Source organism: Paralimibaculum aggregatum, from assembly GCF_030270585.1.
Lineage (GTDB): Bacteria > Pseudomonadota > Alphaproteobacteria > Rhodobacterales > Rhodobacteraceae > Thermohalobaculum > Thermohalobaculum aggregatum.
In genome coordinates, this window is sequence record NZ_BSYI01000018.1 from 71,357 (window position 1) to 89,572 (window position 18,216).

An 18,216-nucleotide genomic window follows, 5' to 3' on the forward strand; every position below is an offset into this window, starting at 1 on the left:
CCCCGAAAGACCTGCGCCGCCCCGGGGGGCGACGCTTGGGCATTTCAGCAGGATCAGGTGTCGCGGTGGACCTTCTCGCGGCGCTCATGCGCCTCCTGCGCCTCGAGCGACAGCGTCGCGGTCGGCCGCGCCTCGAGCCGGCGCAGCGAGATCGGCTCGCCGGTCACCTCGCAGTAACCGTAACTGCCGTCCTCGATCCGCCGCAGCGCCGCATCGATCTTCGAGATCAGCTTGCGCTGCCGGTCGCGGGTGCGCAGCTCGAGCGCACGGTCGGTCTCGGCAGAGGCCCGGTCCGCGAGGTCCGGGATGTTGTTGGTCTCGGCCTGCATGTGCTCGACCGTCTCGCGGCTCTCGTTGATGATCGAATTGCGCCATTCAAGCAGCTTCCGGCGGAAATACTCCTTCTGCCGGGGACACATGAACGGTTCGTCGTCGGAAGGTCGGTAATCAGCGTCGATTGGTATCTCGACATTCATGGATCCAGCCCCTATCACGCTAAGCGCCGGTGCGGCCCGGCACCCCCCCATGTCGTGGGCCTGCTATAGTCGCTTTGAACCTTCATGTCACGCCTTAAACTCATGCTCGGCAAGGGTTATAGGCGCCGAAGACCAATCCCGCAGGACAGATGAACCAAGCCGAGGAGCGTTTCGCCATGAGCAGATTCGAGGGCACCGCCGACTACATCGCCACCGAGGATCTGACGATCGCTGTCAACGCCGCGATCCGCCTCGAGCGGCCGCTTCTGGTGAAGGGCGAACCCGGCACGGGCAAGACCGAACTGGCCCGTCAAATTGCCTCAAGCCTTGGCATGAAGCTGCTGGAATGGCACGTGAAATCCACGACGCGAGCGATCCAGGGCCTGTATGAATACGACGCCGTCAGCCGGCTGCGCGACAGCCAGCTCGGCGACGACCGGGTGCGCGACGTGAAGAACTACATCAAGCCCGGCAAGCTCTGGGAGGCCTTCACGGCGCCGGAGCGCGTGGTGCTGCTGATCGACGAGATCGACAAGGCCGATATCGAGTTCCCCAACGACCTGCTGCAGGAACTCGACCGGATGGAGTTTCACGTTTACGAGACCGGCGAGACGATCCGCGCGGTGCAGCGCCCGGTTGTGGTGATCACCTCGAACAACGAGAAAGAGCTGCCGGACGCCTTCCTGCGCCGCTGCTTCTTCCATTTCATCTCGTTTCCGGATGCCGAAACCATGGCGAGAATCGTCGAGGTACATTTCCCCGGCATCAAGCAGGAACTGGTGCGCGCCGCCCTCACCCGCTTCTACGAGATCCGCGAGACCCCGGGCCTGAAGAAGAAGCCCTCCACCTCGGAGGTGCTCGACTGGCTGAAGCTGCTGATGGCCGACGACGTGGATGCCGCGACCCTTCGGGCCGATCCGAAATCCGCGATACCGCCGCTGCATGGCGCGCTGCTGAAGAACGAGCAGGACGTGCATCTCTTCGAGCGGCTCGCGTTCCTGGCCCGGCGCGAGCGGAGCTGAGGGACCGCTCACTCCATGCCGTAGTGCCGCCGGAAGCAGGCGAGATGGCTCGCCCACTCGGCACGCAGCCTGGCAATCCGGGCGGCATCCCTCTCCGGGTCGAGCTCGTGCGGCTTGCGCAGCCCGCTCGCGGTGAGGGTGATGCGCGCCTCCGGGTGATCGTCCGGGTCGATATCGTAGAGCGTGGTGCTAATGCCGCCCCCGCCGTAATGCGCATTGGCGGTGAGCGGCTTCAGCCAGCGGCTCTCGAGCTGCGGATAGCGCGCGGCGAGCCGGGCGAGCTCCGCCACCGGCCAGTTGCCGCCGATATCGAGATCCGTGAGCTTTGGAAAGCCGTCGAGCACCGCGGTGGAAAGGTCCGGCGTGCGAATGCCCGGAATGTGCAGCACCGCGAGCCCGCGCAGCGCCCGGAGCGGCCCGAGATCGAGCGTGATCCCCTTTGCCACCACGCTGCCCGGCGCGATCTCCAGCGCGGTCAGCCCGGCGAGGGAGGCCAGCGGCGCGAGGTCCTCCACCCGCTTCAGCCCCTTGATGGAGAGGAGACGCAGCCCGCGCAGCCCCGCCAGCGGCGCCAGATCGGTCAGCCGGGGCAGATCCTCGAGGCAGAGCGCCTCGAGCCGGGTGAGCCCCGCCAGCAATCCGAGATCCTCGAGCCTGAGATCCACCAGCCAGAGCGCCGCCGGATCGGCCGCGCGCACGGCCTCCGCTGCCTGTGCCGGCTTCACCCCGGTGATCGCCAGCCCGTCGAGCGGCGCGAGCCGGGCCAGCGCCTCCGGGTGCCTGGTCTGCCGCCCGATGAACACCGCCCGCCGCCCGCGCATCGCCGCGAGATCGGCCACCTGCGGCCCGCCGGCAGCGCGCTCCCTGGCCGCGTTGAAGACATCCATTTCGGCCGGCGGGGGCGTCGGTGGCGGGGGCATGGCGTCTCTCGGGAGGCTGGGGTCGCTGCGCGGCCGATCATAGCACGGCGCCCCTGCCGGCCGAAGCCGCCCGTGCCCCCCGATCGCGAGACCCGCGCGGGTGTTGCCCCCTCTCCGGCCCCGTGGCATGGGGAAGGGATCGGGAGGTATGGGGCCATGCAGATCAGGCGGTTGACGGCGGCGGACGAGGCGGAGTGGCGCCGGCTCTGGCACGGCTATCTCGCGTTCTACGAGACCGAGCTGCCCGAGGAGGTCTATGCGACCAGCTTCGCGCGGCTGCTCTGCGAGGCGGAGGGCGACTACCAGGGCTTCGTCGCCGAGCAGGACGGCAGGCTCGTCGGGCTGGTGCACTACATCTATCACCGCCACGGCTGGCGGATCGAGAAGGTGGTCTATCTGCAGGACCTCTATGTCGATCCGGAGATCCGCGGCACCGGCGCCGGGCGGGCGCTGATCGAGGCGGTCTATGCTGCGGCGGATGCCGCCGGCTGCCCCTCGGTCTACTGGCTGACGCAGGATTTCAACCACACCGCCCGCAAGCTCTACGACCGGGTGGCGACGCTCACGCCCTTCATCAAGTACAGCCGCTGATGCGCCATGCCATCCGCGCGATGCTGGCGGCGCTGCTGCTGCCGGCGCTGGCGGCCTGCGCCCTGCCCGGCCAGCGCCCCGCCGCGGTGCCCGAGCCGCCGGCGGAGCCGGTTCTCCATGCGCGCCTGCCGGCGGGCCATACCGGCTACGACAACGCCTCGCTGGCGCGGCTCTTCGTGCTGCTGACGCACGACACCGAATGGGGCGGGCGGCGGCCGCATCTGGTGCGCATCGAGGCGCCGGTGGTGGTGGGCATCGAGGGGCCGGGCGCGGCGCTGCACCAGCCCTTCCTCGACACCTATCTCGCCTATCTCCGCCAGCATGGCGGGCTCGACATCCGCCGCGGCGCGGTGGATCGCAACATGGTGGTGCGGCTCGTGCCGGGCGGCGATTTCCGCGACCTGCTGCCCGCCGCCTCCTGCGTTCTGGTGGCCGGAGACCGGCGCTGGCGCGATTTCGAGCGCGACCCGGCGGGCAATGGCGGCGACGCGCTGGCCGCCGCGCCGCGCCTCGAGGCGGTGACGATCTTCATCCCCGCCGATGCGATCCCCGCGGATGTGCGGCGCTGCCTGCTGGAGGAGATCGCGCAGGGCCTCGGCCCGCTCAACGATCTCTACGGACTGGGGCCGTCGGTCTTCAACGACGATTTCGGGCATGTCTGGCCGACGCGGCTCGACCTGCTGATGCTGCGCGTGCTCTATGCGCCGGAGATGGCGACCGGGCTCTCCCGCAGCGAGACCGAGGCGCGAGCGCGGCTGGTTCTGGAGCGCATCAACCCGGCGGGCAGGCGCGCCCGCCCGCTGCCCCCGGTGCGCCACCGTGCCGAGCCGGCCTGGCGGCGGCTGATCGCCGGCGCGTTCCGGGGCGACCGTTCGGCCTCCGAGCGGCGCAGGGCGGCGACCGAGGCGCTGCGCTATGCCGAGGTCGCGCTGCCCGGCACCGCCTGGCACTGCCACAGCCTCGTGACGCTCGCCCATCTCGAGAAGCTGAAGATGCCGGAGCAGGCGGCGGCGCGGCTGGTGACCGCGGAGCGGGTCTGCACGAGGGTGCACGGGGCCGAGGATCCGCGGATCGCGCAGGCCCGGCTCACCCGCGCCGGCCTCGCGCTCAACATGGCGATGCCGGAAAAGGCGCTGGAGCTGACCGAGGGGCTCGCGCCGGTTCTGGCGGGACACGGGCTCGACGAGGCGCTGGCGGCGCATTATTCCCTGAGGGCGCGGGCGCTCGAGGGGCTCGGCCGCAGTGCCGAGGCCCGGGCAGAGGCGCGCCGCGCCGCCGCCTGGGAAGCCTATGCGACCGGACGCAGCAGGAGCGGCGCCGGCTCTTGACCACCGGCCCGCCGGGCCATCTCTACGGCAGACCGGCCCCATGCGCCGAAGCCAAGCGGAGGAGATCCGAGCCATGGCACTCTTGATCCTGACCTTTCTCGGCGCCGGCCTCCTCGGCTGGGTGCGCGCCGGGCGCCGCGGCGGCACCACCGGCGACCGCGTGCAATACGCCCTCGCCCATGCCATACCCGCCATGCTGGCCATGCTGGCCCTGCAGATCCTGGCGGCGCGGCTCGGCCTCTTCGGCTGAACCCGCCCCGACACCGGCAAGCGAGTCACCATGTTTCTCAAGCTGTTCTTCGGTCTCAGATCCGCCGGCGTGCCGGTCAGCCTGCGCGAGTATCTGACGCTGCACGAGGCGATGCAGGCGGAGCTGGTGGCCTATGACATCGAGGGGTTCTACCATCTTTCCCGCGCCGCGCTGGTGAAGGACGAGCGCTTCTTCGACCGGTTCGACCGGGTCTTCGCCGAGGCGTTCAAGGGGCTGGAGGCGGTCTCCGGCAATGCCGAGGATGGCGTCGCGACCGTCGATCTGCCGGAGGAATGGCTGCGCCGGCTGGCCGAGAAGCATCTCTCGGAGGAGGAGAAGGCGCTCGTCGAATCCCTCGGCGGATGGGACAAGCTGATGGAAACGCTGCGCCAGCGGCTCGAGGAGCAGCAGGGGCGCCACCAGGGCGGCAGCAAGTGGATCGGCACCGCCGGCACCTCGCCCTTCGGCGCCTATGGCTACAACCCCGAGGGCGTGCGCATCGGGCAGGACCGCTCGCGCCACCGCCGCGCCGTGAAGGTCTGGGACAAGCGCCAGTTCCGCGATCTCGACGGCGACCGCGAGCTCGGCACCCGCACCATCAAGGTGGCGCTGAAGCGCCTGCGCCGCTGGGCCCGCGAGGGCGCGGCCGAGGAGCTCGACCTCGACGGCACGATCCGCGCCACCGCGCATCAGGGCTGGCTCGACGTCAAGCTCCGGCCCGAGCGGCACAACGCGGTGAAGGTGCTGCTGCTGTTCGATGTCGGCGGCTCGATGGACGACCATATCCGGGTCTGCGAGGAGCTGTTCTCCGCCGCGCGCTCGGAGTTCAAGCACCTCGAATACTACTATTTCCACAACTGCCTCTACGAGGGCGTCTGGCGCGACAATCGCCGGCGCTGGGATGCGCAGACCCCCACCGAGCAGGTGCTGCGCACCTATGGGCCGGACTGGAAGCTGATCTTCGTCGGCGATGCCGCGATGTCGCCCTACGAGGTGGTGATGCCGGGCGGCGCCAACGAGCACTGGAACGCCGAGAGCGGCGAAACCTGGCTGCGCCGGGCGCTCGCGCGGTTCCCGCGGGCCGCCTGGATCAACCCCACGCCGGAGGCGCACTGGGGCTATACCCAGTCGATCGGCCTGATCCGCCGGATCATGGAGGACCGGATGTATCCGATGACCCTCAGCGGGCTCGAAGCCGCCACCCGCGAACTGAGCCGCTGAAGGCCCGCAGCGCACCGCGCCCGGAGATTGCCGCTCGCTGCCGCCGCGGAGCCGGCGTTCCCGGCCCCGGCCGGTGATCGCACCCTGGCCGGGGCTGTTCCGGCCGCGCTTCCGGATCGCGGCACGATCCGCCGCGGCTGGCGGCCGCCGATCCGCCAGCCGGCCTCGGTTAGGCGCCGCCGCAGGGGGCGGCGGCCTTGCGCGCCGCGCAAGGCTCCCTTGCCGCCCGACGCTGCCCGCAATCCTCGACAAATCCGGCATCCCGCCCCAATGATCGGTCCGAGGAGGACCATCATGACCGCGCCCATCGCCGCCCCCGCCGCGCAGCACGCGCCGGCGCTCGGGATCCTGTGCATTCTCGCCGGGATGACCTGCATCTCTGTCAACGACATGCTGATCAAGCAGCTTTCCGGCGGCTATCCGCTGCACCAGATGGTCTTCGTGCGCTCGGCGATCGGCATCGTCTTCACCATCGGCCTCGTGCAGCTCGAGGGCGGCTGGAAGATCCTGCGCACCGACCGCCCCTGGCTGCATGTCCTCCGCGGGCTGGCGGTGGTGGCGTCCAACATGATGTATTTCGCCGCCCTCGCGGTGCTGCCGCTGGCAACCGCGACGGCGCTGTTCTTCGTTGCGCCGCTCTTCATCACGCTGCTCTCGATCCCGGTGCTGGGCGAGAAGGTCGGCCCCTGGCGGCTCGGCGCGGTGGCCGTCGGCTTCTGCGGCGTGCTGCTGATGCTGGGCCCGGCCGACACCGGCGCGCAGCCGACCGGCGTGCTGCTGCTGCCGGTGGCCGCGGCCTTCTGCTATGCGCTGCTGCAGGTGCTCACGCGCAAGCTCGGCATGGGCTCCAAGGCCTCGGCGATGGCGATCTATCTGCAGGTGATGTTCATCCTGGTCAGCCTCGGCTTCTGGGCGGCCACCGGCGACGGGCGCCTGACCGAAGGGCTGTCCAACGAGAGCCTGGTCTTCCTGTTCCGCGCGTGGGTCTGGCCGGCACCGGAGGACCGGCTGCTGTTCCTCGGCCTCGGGCTCAACGCGGCGGTGATCGGCTACACGCTGAGCCAGGCCTACCGTTCCGCCGCCGCCGCCACCGTGGCGCCCTTCGAATACGTCGCGCTGCCGCTGGCGATCTTCTGGGGCTGGGCGGTGTTCGACGAACTGCCGGGGCCCTGGGTGCTCGCCGGGATCGCGCTGATCGCCGGCGCCGGGCTCTTCGTCTTCCTGCGCGAAAGGGCCCGCCGCCGCCCGCTCCGCCACACCCGCCCGGTGCAGCGCTGAGATCCCGGGCGCCGCGCCCGCCAGAGGCCCCCGCCGCCTCCCATGGGTGGGCTCTTGAAACGCCCGCCCGGGGGCGAGACCTCGACAGGGTGGGGGAGGCGGCGGCCCCGGCCCGCCACCGGGCGCTAGCGCCGGTCGAGGTCGATCTCCGGCCCCAGCGTCGCATCCGCCGGGATGCCGAGCAGCGCCAGCGCCTCGGCCTCGCGCTCGACCACGTCGAAGCGCACCCCCGGCAGATCCAGCATGTCCCACTGCGCCTTGTAGAGCCATGCGATCGGCCGGTGCAGCCCGTACGGCGCGCAGAGCACCGACCGGAAGGCCGGCGCGCGGCCGCCGCGGCTCTCCTCCAGCAGCACCGCACGCTGGATTCGCGCCAGTGCCGGCAGGTCGAGCCGGTGCAGCGCGGCGCCCTGATCCACCGCGACCAGCCGCGCGACCCCCGGCCTGACCAGCCCGGCACCGAAGGCGAACTGCAACGAGGCGCGGATATCGCCGGCCTCGACCACGCCGCTCAGCCGGGCGATCACCGCCGCATGGCCCTCGACATATTGCACGCGCATCGGCACCGGACGCCCCTCCACTCGGAGCCCCTCGCCGCGGCCCCTCCCGAGCTTACACGCCGGCAGCGAGCAAGTCGTCAAGATCCAGCGGCGCGTTGACCATGGCAAGCCGGCCGCCGGCGTCGCGCGGCCAGTCCCGCTCCGGCCGGTCGCGATAGAGCTCGACCCCGTTGCCGTCCGGGTCGTTCAGATAGACCGCCTCCGAGACCCCGTGATCCGCCTTGCCGGTGAGGCGGATCCCCGCCGCCAGAACCCGCGCCACCGCCCGCGCCAGGGACGGGCGGTCCGGATACAGGAAGGCGGTGTGATAGAGCCCGCTATGGCCCGGCGGCGGCGGCGTGCCGCCGGCGCTTTCCCAGATGTTGAGCCCGATATGGTGATGATAGCCATCGGCGCCGAGAAAGGCCGCGCCGCTGGCGAAGCGCTGCATCACGTCGAGCCCGAGCACGCCGCCATAGAAGGCGATGGCGCGGTCGAGATCGGCGACGCGCAGATGGACATGGCCGATGCGCACCCCGGGAACGGCGGCGGCGGCGGGCTCGAGCGGGATCATGGGCTCCTCCAGGGGCCGCGGCGGCGGGACCGCCCCGGCGCCTCTCCCTCCGATGTGGCATTGCCAGCCGCGCCTGTCAGCCGGCGATGCCCGCAAATCACTCCTCCCCGCCGGGCAAGGATTGTGCGTGCACGCCGCTTTCCGAGGATGACTGCGGGCGCCTCTGCACCTACATTCACCCCATGCTCAAGCTCCTCCTGATCCTCGCCCCGGTGCTGCTCGCCCTCGTCTGGTTCTCGATCGCCTCGCGGACCAGCGGCGCGGCCCTGCGCCGGCGCTCGCGGCGGCTCGAGAACGACCAGCTCGAGAGCATCCTGCGCCGGATCGCGCGCACCGCCGGCGTGGCGGAGGTGCAGGTCCGCGTGCTCGACGAGCCCATGGTCAACGGGCTGGCGACGCCGGGGGGGGAGATTTACGTCACCCGCGGGCTGGTCGATCAAGTCCGCCGCGGCCGCGTCAGCCCGGCGGAGTTCGCCTCCGTGGTGGCGCATGAGCTCGGCCATCTGGCGCTCGGACACACCCGCCGGCGCGCCATCGACATTGCCATCGCCCAGGCGGTGCACACGGTGCTCGGCGGCGTGCTGGCCCGGCTGATCCCGGTGATCGGCTGGTATCTGGCACGGCTGCTCTCGGGCTTCTTCGTCGCCACCCTCTCGCGCAAGGACGAGTTCGAGGCCGATGCCTATGCCACCGCGGTGATGATCCGGGCCGGCCTCGGCGCCGAGCCGCAGGCGCGGATGCTGGAGAAGCTGCGCGAACTGGTGCCCGGGGTCACGGCCGCCGCCGGGCCGGCCGCCTGGCTCGCCAGCCACCCGCCGGTGGAGGCCCGTGCCAGAGCGATCCGCGAGAATGCCGCCCGCTGGGAGGGCGCTGCCGGCTGAGCCCGCGCAGCCCGCCACCTCCCATGGGTGGGCCGCGCTGCCCTCATAGCCGCCGCGACATCTCAGGGGTGGGGGAGGTGGCGGCCCGCGCTCTCCTCCCGCGCCGCCGTCAGCCGATCTGCGCGCCGCCCGACCAGACCCCGGCAACCACCGCGAGCCCATCGAGATCGCGCAGCAGCACCAGATCCGCCCGCTTGCCGATGGCGATCTCGCCGCGGTCCCCGAGCCCGGCGGCCTCGGCCGGCGCCCGCGTCACCGTGGCGATCGCCCCCGGCAGGTCCCCGGTCAGCTCGGCGAGCTTCATCGCCCCCATGACCAGCGCCGAGGGCGCATAATCCGACGACAGGATGTCGAGCAGCCCCTCGGCCGCCAGCTCCGCCGCAGCGACATTGCCCGAATGGCTGCCGCCGCGCAGGATGTTGGGCGCGCCCATCATCACCGGCACCCCCGCCGCCTTGCAGGCCTGCGCCGCCTCGAGCGTGGTCGGGAACTCGGCAAAGCGCACGCCGAGCGCGACCGACTGCGCGACATGGTCCCCGGTGGTGTCGTCATGGCTGGCGAGCGCCGCGCCGAGCGTCCGCGCCCGCGCCACGATCCCGGCCTCGTGCGCCGGCCCGCGCTCGGCCGAGAGCGCCTTGGTGTAGCGCGTGAACTCCGCCATCTCCGCCTCCGAGAGCCCGTGCCGGCCCTGGTAATACTGGCGATACTTGCCCTCGTCGGCAAACTGCCGCTGCCCCGGCGAATGGTCCATCACCGAGACGATCCGCACGAGCGCCTCGCCGGCGAACTCGTCGAGCTCCTCGAGCACCGTATGCGAGCAGATCTCGGCGCGGATATGCAGGAAATGCTGGATCCGGAGCGCGCCCTGGCGCCGCAGCCGGATGATCTGGTCGGCCACCTCGCGGGCATAGCGCACGCTCTCATGGCTCTCGAAGGGGGTCTTCAGCGTGCCGGCGCGGATCGAATCGAACACCGTGGTCATGCCCGCCGCGGCGATCTCGCCGTCATGCGCCAGAACCGCCGCCGCCCGCGGCCAGTGCACGCCCGGGCGCGGGCGGAGATGCTTCTCGAGATTGTCGGTGTGCAGCTCGACGAGCCCCGGGATCAGCGTCGCGCCGTCGCAGTCGAGCGCCCCGGCGGGCACGCCCGCGCCCTCGGCAATGTCGGCGATCACCCCGTCGCGGAGCGCGACGCTGCCCCGCACCACCTCGCCGGCCAGCACCAGCCGGGCATTGGCCAGCACCAGCGGCGGCGCCGGGCGCGGCGCGAGACCCGGCTCGGGCTCGGGCCCGGGCATCCCGGACGGGGCAGCGCCTTCGGGAGGCGCCATCAGGCGGGTCGGACTTGACATGGGCGGCCTCCTCGGCAGGTCTGTCCCCGGCTGCAGTGCGGCGCCGGCGCTGTCAAGCCGGCCTGCGCGCATGGGGTGAAATGGGAGCGGAAATGGGTCTCGACGGCTACGAACGCTACGCGGTCTACTGGGCGCCGGCGCCCGGCAGCGCGCTCGCCGAGGCCGGGGCCGACTGGCTCGGCTGGGATCCGGCGGCATGCCAGCCGCGGCCACAGAGCGAGGCGCAGGCGGCGCTCACGGAAGCGCCCCGGCGCTATGGCTTCCACGCCACGCTGAAACCGCCCTTCCGGCTGAACCGGGGCACGCACCCGGCGGATCTCGATGCGGCGCTGGCGGCGCTGGCCGCGGAGATCGCCCCGGTCGCGGCGCCGCCGCTCGCGCTCGATGCGGCTCTCGGCTTCGCCGCGCTCAGGCCCTCGGGCCCCTGCCCCGAACTCGACGCGCTGGCGGCGGCCTGCGTGACCCGGCTCGATCCGCTGCGCGCGCCGCTGTCCGAGGCCGAGCTGGAGAAGCGCCGCGCCGGCAGGCTCGAGCCGCGCGAGGAGGCGCATCTGCGCCGCTGGGGCTATCCTTATGTGCTCGACGCCTTCCGCTTCCACCTGACGCTCTCGGGCCGGCTGCACCCGGAGGCGGCGCCGGCCGTGCTGGCGCGCGCCGCGGCGGCCTTCGGCCCGGCGATCGCCGGCCCGCTCGCGATCGACGCGCTGTGCCTCTTCGGCGATCCGGGCGCCGGCGCCGCCTTCCATCTGGTGGCGCGCCATCGCCTCGCCGGCTGAAGCGGCGGGCGTCATCCGGCGCCCTCCGTCGCCGCCCCGGCGGCGGGCATGAACGCACCGACATCCACCGCCCGGTCACAGATCGCGGCGCGCGCCTCGGCGTCGTGGAAGATCCCGAGGATCGCCGCGCCGTCCGCCTTGGCCTCGGCGATGAGCCGCAGCACCTCGGCCCGGTTGGCCGCGTCCAGCGAGGCCGTCGGTTCGTCGAGCAGCAGCGCCGGATAGGCATGGGCGAAGCCGCGGGCGATGTTGACCCGCTGCTGCTCGCCGCCGGAAAAGGTCAGCGGCGAAAGCCCCCAGAGCCGCTCGGGGATGTTGAGCCGGGTCAGCAGCGCCCTGGCCCGCGCCTCCGCCGAGGCCGGGCAGCGCCCCACCGCGAGGCAGGGCTCGGCCACCACCTCGATCGTCGGCACCCGCGGCACCACCCGCAGGAACTGGCTGACATAGCCGAGCACATGGCGGCGCAGCGCCAGCACGGTGCGCGGCTCGGCGTTCACCACCTCGGTACCCGCCACCGTCACCGAGCCGGCATCGGCGCGGTAGTTGCCGTAGACGATGCGCATCAGCGTCGACTTGCCGGCGCCGGAAGGCCCGGTCAGCGCGACGCATTCGCCGGGGCGCACCGTCAGCGAGGCGCCCGCCATCACCGCCAGCCGCGTGCCGCCCTGGGTGTGCAGCGTGAAGGTCTTCGACACGTTCTCGACACGGATCCGGGGCTCCATCGCCGGCGCCTCCTCTGGCTGGCTTGCGTTGCGGCCTCCGGGTGCGGCACCCGGGGCCGGGCGATGCGCGCGCGGGCGCGCGGGGGTGGGCGGGTGGGCCGCGGGCCCGCGCGCGCCTGGCGCCGGGCCCCGCGCCTCACACCTGCAGGATCGAGCTCACCAGAAGCTGGGTATAGGCATGGGCCGGGTCGTCCAGCACCTGGTCGGTCAGCCCGGCCTCGACCACGCGGCCGTCCTTCATCACCATCAGCCGGTCGGCGAGCAGCCGCACCACGGCGAGGTCGTGCGTCACCACGATGGCCGAGAGGCCGAGCTCGCGCACCAGCGCCCGGATCAGGTCGAGCAGGCGTGCCTGCACGCTGACATCGAGCCCCCCGGTCGGCTCGTCCATGAACACCAGCCGCGGCTCGCTGACCAGATTGCGCGCGATCTGCAGCCGCTGCTGCATGCCGCCGGAAAAGGCCGAGGGCCGGTCGTCGAGCCGCGCTCCGGCGATCTCGACCCGGGCCAGCCAGTCCAGCGCGGCGCCCCGGATGCGTCCGTAATGCCGCTGGCCGCGGGCCATCAGCCGCTCGCCCACATTGGCGCCGGCCGACACCCCCATGCGCAGCCCGTCGCGCGGGTTCTGGTGCACGAAGGCCCAGTCGGTGCGCATCAGCCGGCGCCGCTCCGGTTCGGAGAGCGCGCGCACCTCCACCGGCCCGGCGCCGGCGTCGTAGCGGATGCTGCCGGCATCCGGCGCCACCAGCCCGGCGATCGCCTTCAGCAGCGTGGTCTTGCCCGATCCCGATTCGCCGACGATGCCGAGCACCTCCCCCGGCCAGAGATCGAAGCCGACCCCGGTGCAGCCGATCCGCGCGCCATAATGCTTGGCCAGCCCGTCCACCGTCAGCAGGGGCCCGCGGGCGCCGTCCGCCGCCACCGGCGCGGGCCGGCGGTCGGCGCTGCGCAGGCGATCCATCATCATGGTCATGCTCCGGCCTCCTCATAGGGTGCGCTGGCAGCGCCGGCATGGCCGGCCTGGCGGCGGGCGCGGCAATGCGCGGTGTCGGAGCAGACGAAGATCCGCCCCCCGGCATCGTCGGTGATCACCTCGTCGAGATAGCTCCCGGCATCGCCGCAGAGCGCGCAGTCCTCGTCCCAGTGCCCGCGATCGAAGGGGTGATCCTCGAAATCGAGGCTCTGCACGCGGGTATGAGGGGGCAGCGCATAGATGCGCTGCTCGCGACCCGCGCCGAACAGCATCAGCGCCGGGCTGTCGTCGAGCTTGGGGTTGTCGAATTTCGGGATCGGCGACGGGTCCATCACGTAGCGGCCCTCGACCAGCACCGGATAGGCATAGGTCGTGGCGATGTGGCCATGCACCGAGATGTCCTCGTAGAGCTTCACATGCATCAGCCCGTATTCCTCGAGCGCATGCATCTTGCGGGTCTCGGTCTCGCGCGGCTCGAGAAAGCGCAGGGGTTCCGGGATCGGCACCTGGAAGACCATGATCTGGCCCTCCGCCAGCGGTGCCTCGGGGATCCGGTGGCGGGTCTGGATGATCGTCGCCTGCTCCGTCTCCTCGGTGGTTTTCACCCCCGCCGTGCGCTCGAAGAACTTGCGGATCGAGACCGCGTTGGTGGTGTCGTCGGCGCCCTGGTCGATCACCTTCAGCCGGTCCTCGGCGGTCAGGCAGGCCGCGGTCACCTGCACGCCGCCGGTGCCCCAGCCATAGGGCATGGGCATCTCGCGGCTGGCGAAGGGCACCTGGTAGCCCGGGATCGCCACCGCCTTCAGGATCGCCCGGCGGATCATCCGCTTGGTCTGCTCGTCGAGATAGGCGAAGTTGTAGGCCTCCGCCCCGGCCGCACCGGATGCGTTCTCGTGCCCGCTCATGCCAGCAGCCCCCTCCTGCGCAGATCCGAGGCGAGCCCCGCCGCCGTCCGGAACTCGTGGCCCTCCATGCCGACCGCCCGCGCGGTGGCGACATTGGCCGCGCTGTCATCGACGAAGATGCAGTCCTCCGGCGCGAGGCCGGCCCGCGTCAGCATCAGGCGATAGATCCGCGGGTCGGGCTTCACCATGCGCTCGCGCCCCGAGACAACCGTCACCCCGAAGCCATTGGCAAGAAAGGGGAACCGGGCCTGGCACTCGATCCAGCGCTCCACCGAGAAATTGGTGATCGCGTGCCGCGCGACGCCGCGGGCATCGAGCGTATCCAGCAGCTGCTCCATGCCGTCCACCGGGCCGGGAACCGCCCTGTGCCAGTCCCGCCGGAAGCGCTCGATCAGCGGCGCGCGGTGGGGATAGCGCGCGATCAGCTCCGCCACGCCCTCGGCCCAGCTGCGCCCGCGGTCCTGCGCCACGTTCCACTCCTGGAACCCCACCTCCTGGAAGAAGCAGCGCACCTGCGCATCGGTGAGGTCGGGATAGACGAGGCGCGGATTCCAGCCGATCAGCACATTGCCGACATCGAAGACCACCGCCTTGAGCGACCGGCTCATTCCGCCGCCTCGCTGGCCGCAGCCGCAGCCGAAGCCGCTGCCTCGCGGCGCATCCGCCGCACGAGCTCGAGCTCGGCCTGGAAATCGACGTAATGCGGCAGCTTGATGTGCTCGAGGAAACCGGTGGCCTGGATGTTGTCGCAATGCGCGACAACGAATTCCTCGTCCTGCGCCGGGGCGCCGGTATCCTCCTCGCCGAGCTCGCGCCAGCGCAGCGCCCGGTCGACCAGCGCCATCGACAGCGCCTTGCGCTCCGACTGGCCGAACACCAGCCCGTAGCCGCGGGTGAACTGCGGCGGCTCGGACTTGCTCCCGGCGAACTGGTTCACCGTCTCGCATTCGGTGAGCTCGATCTCGGCGATCTCGATGGCGAAGCCGAGCTCGGGAATCTCGAATTCCACCGCCACCATGCCGACGCGCAGCTCGCCGACGAAGGCGTGGGTGCGGCCATAGCCGCGCTGGGTGGAATAGGCGAGGCCGAGCAGGAAACCCTCGTCGCCGCGGGCCAGCGCCTGCAGCCGGAGCGCCCGGTCACAGGGAAAATCCAGCGCCTCGCGGGTGAGATCGGGCGGGGTCTCCGAGCCTTCCGGCTCGCCCTCGATCAACCCTTCGCGGTCGAGAATGCCCAGCACATGCGGGGTATGCTGCGGCCCCGGCGCGGCCTCCGGCGCGGGCGCCGGCGTGCCCTCGGCGGCCAGCTTGAAGTCGAGCAGCCGGTGCGTGTAGTCGAAGGTCGGGCCCAGCACCTGCCCGCCGGGGACATCCTTGAAGGTTGCCGAGATCCGCCGCTGGCAGGCCATCGCCGCGGTCTCCACCGGCCGGGCCTCGCCGAAGCGGGGCAGCGTGGTGCGGTAGGCGCGGATCAGGAAGATCGCCTCCACCATGTCGCCGCGGGCCTGCTTCAGCGCCAGCGCCGCCAGTTCCGGGTCATAGAGCGAGCCCTCCGCCATCACCCGGTTGACCGCGAGGCGCATCTGCCCGGCGATCTGCGCGAGGCTGAGCTCGGGCACCGAGGGGTCGCCGCGGCGCTCCTCCGCGAGCCAGGCATGGGCATTGTCGATGGCGCGCTCGCCGCCCTTCACCGCGACATACATGTCAGCCCTCCAGCCTGGTGCTGCGCGGCAGGGCGGCAACCCGGTCCGCCGCCGCGAAACAGACATCGACGCCGAGCGGGAAGCGCGCGGCATTCTCCGCGAGCGCCGCGGCCGCCTCGGCCGGCAGCATCGGCGCGAACCGTGCCGGCGCGGCGAGCCCGGGCCCCGAGAGCGTCAGCGCCGGGCCGCCCTCGAGCGCCGGCAGATCGACGACCAGCGTGGCGCTGCGGTCCGGATAGGACGGGCAGCCGGCAGGATAGTCGGCGAGCGGCACCAGCTCCTCCCAGCGGCCGAGCGCGAAGGCCGCCGCGGAACGGCCGGCTGCCGCGGGGGCATTGGTGTGGAACCGCAACCACTCCGCCACCGGCCCGCCGGCGAGCCGCTCCGGCAGCCAGACCGGGGTCTCCGCATCGGCCAGCGCCAGCATCAGCGCACCCGCAGCGGGCGAGATCCCGGCCGGCGGCGCCGCCCCGGCGAGCCGCTCGATGCGCCCCGGATGCGCCATGGCCGAGAGCACGGCGCGGAACGCCGCCGCTCCGTCGCGCGCCGGGTCGGCAAAGCCGCCGGAAAGCGCATCCCCCGCCGCAGGCGCGGCTGTGGCCGTCTCGCCCCGCATCAGTCCTCGCCCCGCTGCATGGTGAAGAACTCGACCTTCGTGGCCGCCGCCTTGGCGGCCCGCTTCGCCGCCGCCGCCTCGGCCTCGCGCGCCAGCGGGCCGAGGATCGCCGCCTCCACCGCCGGGGCCGCCGCCGGGTCCTGCATCAGCGCATCGCAGAGCGCGGCGATCTCGGCCTTGCGCTTGCTGCGCCCGGCGACATAGCCATGGCCGACCTGCCCGCCGGCGAGCCGCACCGAGGCCCGGGTCACCGTCATCTCGCCGAGATTGAACGGAGCGCCCTGCCCGCCGGCCAGGCCGCGCAGCATGACCGCCCCGGATTCGGGCCTGCGCAGCCAGGTGAAATCCGGCGCCATCGCCGCCGCCTGCCAGAGTTCGGCGAGCCGATCCTCCGCCGCTTTTGCAAAAAGCGACATCCAGTCCTTACGTTGGGGCTTGCGATCTGTCATGACATGAATAAAACCGGGTGCACCACCCTGCCCTGCTGTATGACGTCTAGTTGTCTAAACATATCAGCATGGCAAGCCACGCACCAGCCCAGTCTGTCGAAAACCGGAGAAGCTTTTGTGACAGCGTCCGACCGCCCCCGCAGCATGCCGTTGTGGCAGCGCATATTCGACACGCTCAGCGACGAGATCGACGAAGGTCTCTATCCGCCGGGCGCCAAGCTGCCCACCGAAGCGGAAATGTCGCAGCGCTTCGGCGTGAACCGGCACACCGTCCGCCGCGCCCTGGAGAGCCTGCGCAGCGAGGGGCGGATCCATGTCCGCCGCGGCTCGGGTGCCTATGTGACCCAGGGCCGCTTCGACTACATGATCGGCCCGCGCACCCGCCTCAGCCGCAACCTCGCCGACCGCGGCCGCGCTGCCAACCGCATCTGGCTGCGCATGGAACGCCTGCCGGCCGAACCCGTGGAAGCGAAGGCGCTGCAGATCGAGACCGGCGCCCCGGTGCTGGTGACCGAGTCGATCGGCCTCGCCGACGAGGTGCCGATCACCTATGCCCGCTCGACCTTCCCGCTGGAGCGGCTGCAGGGCCTTGCCGAGGCGCTGAAGGCGGAGCAGTCGGTCACCGGCGCGATGGCGCGGATCGGCATCAGCGACTACCGCCGGCTCTGGACGCGGCTCACCGCCGAGCGCCCCGGCGTGATGATCGCGCGGCACCTGAAGATGCCCGAGGTGCATCCGGTCCTGCTCACCGAGGCGCTCGACGTCGATCCTGAGGGGCGCCCGATCGAGCATGGCCGCACCTGGTTCTGCTCCGACCGGGTGCAACTCGTGGTCGACAGCACCACGTTCACCGGTCAGGGTTGACCCGGGCCGGCCCCGGGATCGATCCGGGCGGCCGACCCGAGGGGCTGACCGGAGGAGAGACGGATGACCGAGGAAACTGCAGTGCCGGCGGCGCTCGCGGAGGCCGGCTGGGCCCGCGCCGCCGATGGCGCGGCAATCGCCAAGACCTTCCGCTTCCGCAGTTTCCGCGATGCGCTGGCCTGGATGATGCGGGCCGGCTTCGAGGCCGAGGCAATGAACCACCACCCGGAGTGGAAGAATGTCTACAACCGGGTCGAGGTGGTGCTGACCACCCATGATACCGGGGGGCTGACGGAGAAGGACATCGCGCTCGCGGAGCGGATGGAGGCGCTGCCCGGGCCGCGCTGAGGCCAGGGGGCCGATGGCGGGCGCTCAGGCGCGCATCTTCTCCTCCGGCGCATAGCGCGCGATCACCTCGCTCAGCTCGGCCTTGCGCACGGGCTTGGCGAGATAGTCGGTCATTCCCGCCTGCAGGCAGCGCTCGCGGTCGCCGGACATCGCGTTGGCGGTGAGCGCGACGATGGGCACCGGGGGCCGGCCGGTCTCGGCCTCGGTCTCGCGGATGCGCCCAGTCGCCTCATAGCCGTCCATCTCCGGCATCGAGATGTCCATCAGGATGATATCGGGGCGGAATCTCTCGGAAAGCTGCACCGCCTCGAGGCCGTTGGCGGCGAAGGCGATCTCGCAGGGCTCCGCCTCGAGCATGCGGCGGAAGACCAGCTGGTTGGTGCGGTTGTCCTCGGCGATCAGCACCCGCGGCAGCCCCGCCGGCGCGGGC

The 18,216-nt window shown here is 71.7% G+C and carries 23 protein-coding genes; 10 read left to right on the forward strand and 13 right to left on the reverse strand.

Going from position 1 to position 18,216, the window contains the following annotated elements:
• Positions 1 to 53: 53 nt before the first annotated feature.
• Positions 54 to 476 (reverse strand): RNA polymerase-binding protein DksA, encoded by a 423-nt coding sequence (gene dksA, locus QSJ97_RS12745; protein ID WP_285672154.1) that lies wholly within the window; start codon positions 474 to 476, stop codon positions 54 to 56.
• 176 nt (positions 477 to 652) lie between these two features.
• On the opposite strand from dksA, the gene QSJ97_RS12750 reads away from it, so the two are divergent.
• Positions 653 to 1,498: an AAA family ATPase gene (locus QSJ97_RS12750; protein ID WP_285672155.1), complete on the forward strand. Its 846-nt coding sequence runs from the start codon at positions 653 to 655 to the stop codon at positions 1,496 to 1,498.
• Between the two features lie 8 nt (positions 1,499 to 1,506).
• Here QSJ97_RS12750 and QSJ97_RS12755 read toward each other — a convergent pair whose 3' ends face one another.
• Entirely contained in the window at positions 1,507 to 2,418 is a 912-nt protein-coding gene (locus tag QSJ97_RS12755) for a hypothetical protein (RefSeq protein WP_285672156.1), read from the reverse strand.
• A 156-nt stretch (positions 2,419 to 2,574) separates the two neighbouring features.
• Between QSJ97_RS12755 and QSJ97_RS12760 the strand changes: the two genes are divergently transcribed.
• The 5 genes from QSJ97_RS12760 (at position 2,575) to QSJ97_RS12780 (ending at position 7,086) form a co-directional block, all read left to right on the forward strand.
• Positions 2,575 to 3,009 (forward strand): GNAT family N-acetyltransferase, encoded by a 435-nt coding sequence (locus QSJ97_RS12760; protein ID WP_285672157.1) that lies wholly within the window; start codon positions 2,575 to 2,577, stop codon positions 3,007 to 3,009.
• Positions 3,009 to 4,337 (forward strand): DUF2927 domain-containing protein, encoded by a 1,329-nt coding sequence (locus tag QSJ97_RS12765; protein ID WP_285672158.1) that lies wholly within the window; start codon positions 3,009 to 3,011, stop codon positions 4,335 to 4,337. The genes QSJ97_RS12760 and QSJ97_RS12765 overlap by 1 nt, the downstream gene beginning before the upstream one ends.
• 73 nt (positions 4,338 to 4,410) lie before the next feature.
• The gene (locus tag QSJ97_RS12770) at positions 4,411 to 4,587 is read left to right on the forward strand and encodes a hypothetical protein (RefSeq protein ID WP_285672159.1); all 177 of its coding nucleotides are present in this window, start codon (positions 4,411 to 4,413) and stop codon (positions 4,585 to 4,587) included.
• Positions 4,588 to 4,617: 30 nt separating this feature from the next.
• Positions 4,618 to 5,808: a vWA domain-containing protein gene (locus QSJ97_RS12775; protein ID WP_285672160.1), complete on the forward strand. Its 1,191-nt coding sequence runs from the start codon at positions 4,618 to 4,620 to the stop codon at positions 5,806 to 5,808.
• Between the two features lie 294 nt (positions 5,809 to 6,102).
• Positions 6,103 to 7,086 carry a DMT family transporter gene (locus tag QSJ97_RS12780; protein WP_285672161.1) on the forward strand — a complete coding sequence of 328 codons (984 nt, stop codon included), beginning with the start codon at positions 6,103 to 6,105 and terminating at the stop codon, positions 7,084 to 7,086.
• 125 nt (positions 7,087 to 7,211) lie between these two features.
• On the opposite strand, the gene QSJ97_RS12785 is transcribed toward QSJ97_RS12780, so the two are convergent.
• Complete coding sequence (locus QSJ97_RS12785) at positions 7,212 to 7,667, reverse strand: hypothetical protein (protein ID WP_285672162.1); 456 nt, start codon at positions 7,665 to 7,667, stop codon at positions 7,212 to 7,214.
• Positions 7,668 to 7,698: 31 nt separating this feature from the next.
• A complete protein-coding gene (locus tag QSJ97_RS12790; RefSeq protein WP_285672163.1) occupies positions 7,699 to 8,199 on the reverse strand; it encodes a VOC family protein in 501 nt (166 codons plus the stop codon).
• Positions 8,200 to 8,381: 182 nt separating this feature from the next.
• Between QSJ97_RS12790 and QSJ97_RS12795 the strand changes: the two genes are divergently transcribed.
• Entirely contained in the window at positions 8,382 to 9,080 is a 699-nt protein-coding gene (locus tag QSJ97_RS12795; RefSeq protein WP_285672164.1) for a M48 family metallopeptidase, read from the forward strand.
• Between the two features lie 109 nt (positions 9,081 to 9,189).
• Here the strand turns inward: QSJ97_RS12795 and QSJ97_RS12800 are convergent, their stop codons facing one another.
• Positions 9,190 to 10,377: an alpha-D-ribose 1-methylphosphonate 5-triphosphate diphosphatase gene (locus tag QSJ97_RS12800; protein ID WP_285672178.1), complete on the reverse strand. Its 1,188-nt coding sequence runs from the start codon at positions 10,375 to 10,377 to the stop codon at positions 9,190 to 9,192.
• A gap of 146 nt (positions 10,378 to 10,523) precedes the next feature.
• Between QSJ97_RS12800 and QSJ97_RS12805 the strand changes: the two genes are divergently transcribed.
• A complete protein-coding gene (locus QSJ97_RS12805; protein ID WP_285672165.1) occupies positions 10,524 to 11,207 on the forward strand; it encodes a DUF1045 domain-containing protein in 684 nt (227 codons plus the stop codon).
• Positions 11,208 to 11,218: 11 nt separating this feature from the next.
• Here the strand turns inward: QSJ97_RS12805 and phnL are convergent, their stop codons facing one another.
• From phnL to phnG, 7 genes are all read right to left on the reverse strand, one after another.
• Positions 11,219 to 11,929, reverse strand: a complete 711-nt coding sequence (phnL, locus tag QSJ97_RS12810) for a phosphonate C-P lyase system protein PhnL (protein ID WP_285672166.1) — start codon at positions 11,927 to 11,929, stop codon at positions 11,219 to 11,221.
• 136 nt (positions 11,930 to 12,065) lie between these two features.
• On the reverse strand, positions 12,066 to 12,896 hold the full coding sequence (gene phnK, locus QSJ97_RS12815; RefSeq protein WP_434220916.1) for a phosphonate C-P lyase system protein PhnK: 831 nt from the start codon (positions 12,894 to 12,896) through the stop codon (positions 12,066 to 12,068).
• 2 nt (positions 12,897 to 12,898) lie between these two features.
• A complete protein-coding gene (locus tag QSJ97_RS12820) occupies positions 12,899 to 13,807 on the reverse strand; it encodes an alpha-D-ribose 1-methylphosphonate 5-phosphate C-P-lyase PhnJ (protein WP_285672168.1) in 909 nt (302 codons plus the stop codon).
• Positions 13,804 to 14,415, reverse strand: coding sequence for an HAD family hydrolase (locus QSJ97_RS12825; RefSeq protein ID WP_285672169.1), 612 nt, complete (start codon positions 14,413 to 14,415; stop codon positions 13,804 to 13,806). The genes QSJ97_RS12820 and QSJ97_RS12825 overlap by 4 nt, the downstream gene beginning before the upstream one ends.
• The gene (locus tag QSJ97_RS12830; RefSeq protein WP_285672170.1) at positions 14,412 to 15,509 is read right to left on the reverse strand and encodes a carbon-phosphorus lyase complex subunit; all 1,098 of its coding nucleotides are present in this window, start codon (positions 15,507 to 15,509) and stop codon (positions 14,412 to 14,414) included. Before QSJ97_RS12830 ends, QSJ97_RS12825 begins: the two co-directional genes overlap by 4 nt.
• A 1-nt stretch (position 15,510) precedes the next feature.
• Positions 15,511 to 16,125, reverse strand: coding sequence for a phosphonate C-P lyase system protein PhnH (phnH, locus tag QSJ97_RS12835; RefSeq protein ID WP_285672171.1), 615 nt, complete (start codon positions 16,123 to 16,125; stop codon positions 15,511 to 15,513).
• Positions 16,125 to 16,574 (reverse strand): phosphonate C-P lyase system protein PhnG, encoded by a 450-nt coding sequence (gene phnG, locus QSJ97_RS12840; protein ID WP_285672172.1) that lies wholly within the window; start codon positions 16,572 to 16,574, stop codon positions 16,125 to 16,127. The genes phnH and phnG overlap by 1 nt, the downstream gene beginning before the upstream one ends.
• 150 nt (positions 16,575 to 16,724) lie before the next feature.
• Here phnG and phnF point away from each other — a divergent pair, with 150 nt between their 5' ends.
• Together phnF and QSJ97_RS12850 are read left to right on the forward strand one after the other, a co-directional pair.
• The gene (phnF, locus tag QSJ97_RS12845; protein ID WP_285672173.1) at positions 16,725 to 17,438 is read left to right on the forward strand and encodes a phosphonate metabolism transcriptional regulator PhnF; all 714 of its coding nucleotides are present in this window, start codon (positions 16,725 to 16,727) and stop codon (positions 17,436 to 17,438) included.
• A 63-nt stretch (positions 17,439 to 17,501) separates the two neighbouring features.
• Positions 17,502 to 17,786 carry a 4a-hydroxytetrahydrobiopterin dehydratase gene (locus QSJ97_RS12850; RefSeq protein WP_285672174.1) on the forward strand — a complete coding sequence of 95 codons (285 nt, stop codon included), beginning with the start codon at positions 17,502 to 17,504 and terminating at the stop codon, positions 17,784 to 17,786.
• A 24-nt stretch (positions 17,787 to 17,810) separates the two neighbouring features.
• On the opposite strand, the gene QSJ97_RS12855 is transcribed toward QSJ97_RS12850, so the two are convergent.
• Positions 17,811 to 18,216, reverse strand: a 406-nt coding sequence (locus QSJ97_RS12855; protein WP_285672175.1) for a response regulator, incomplete at its 5' end; no start/stop codon positions are given.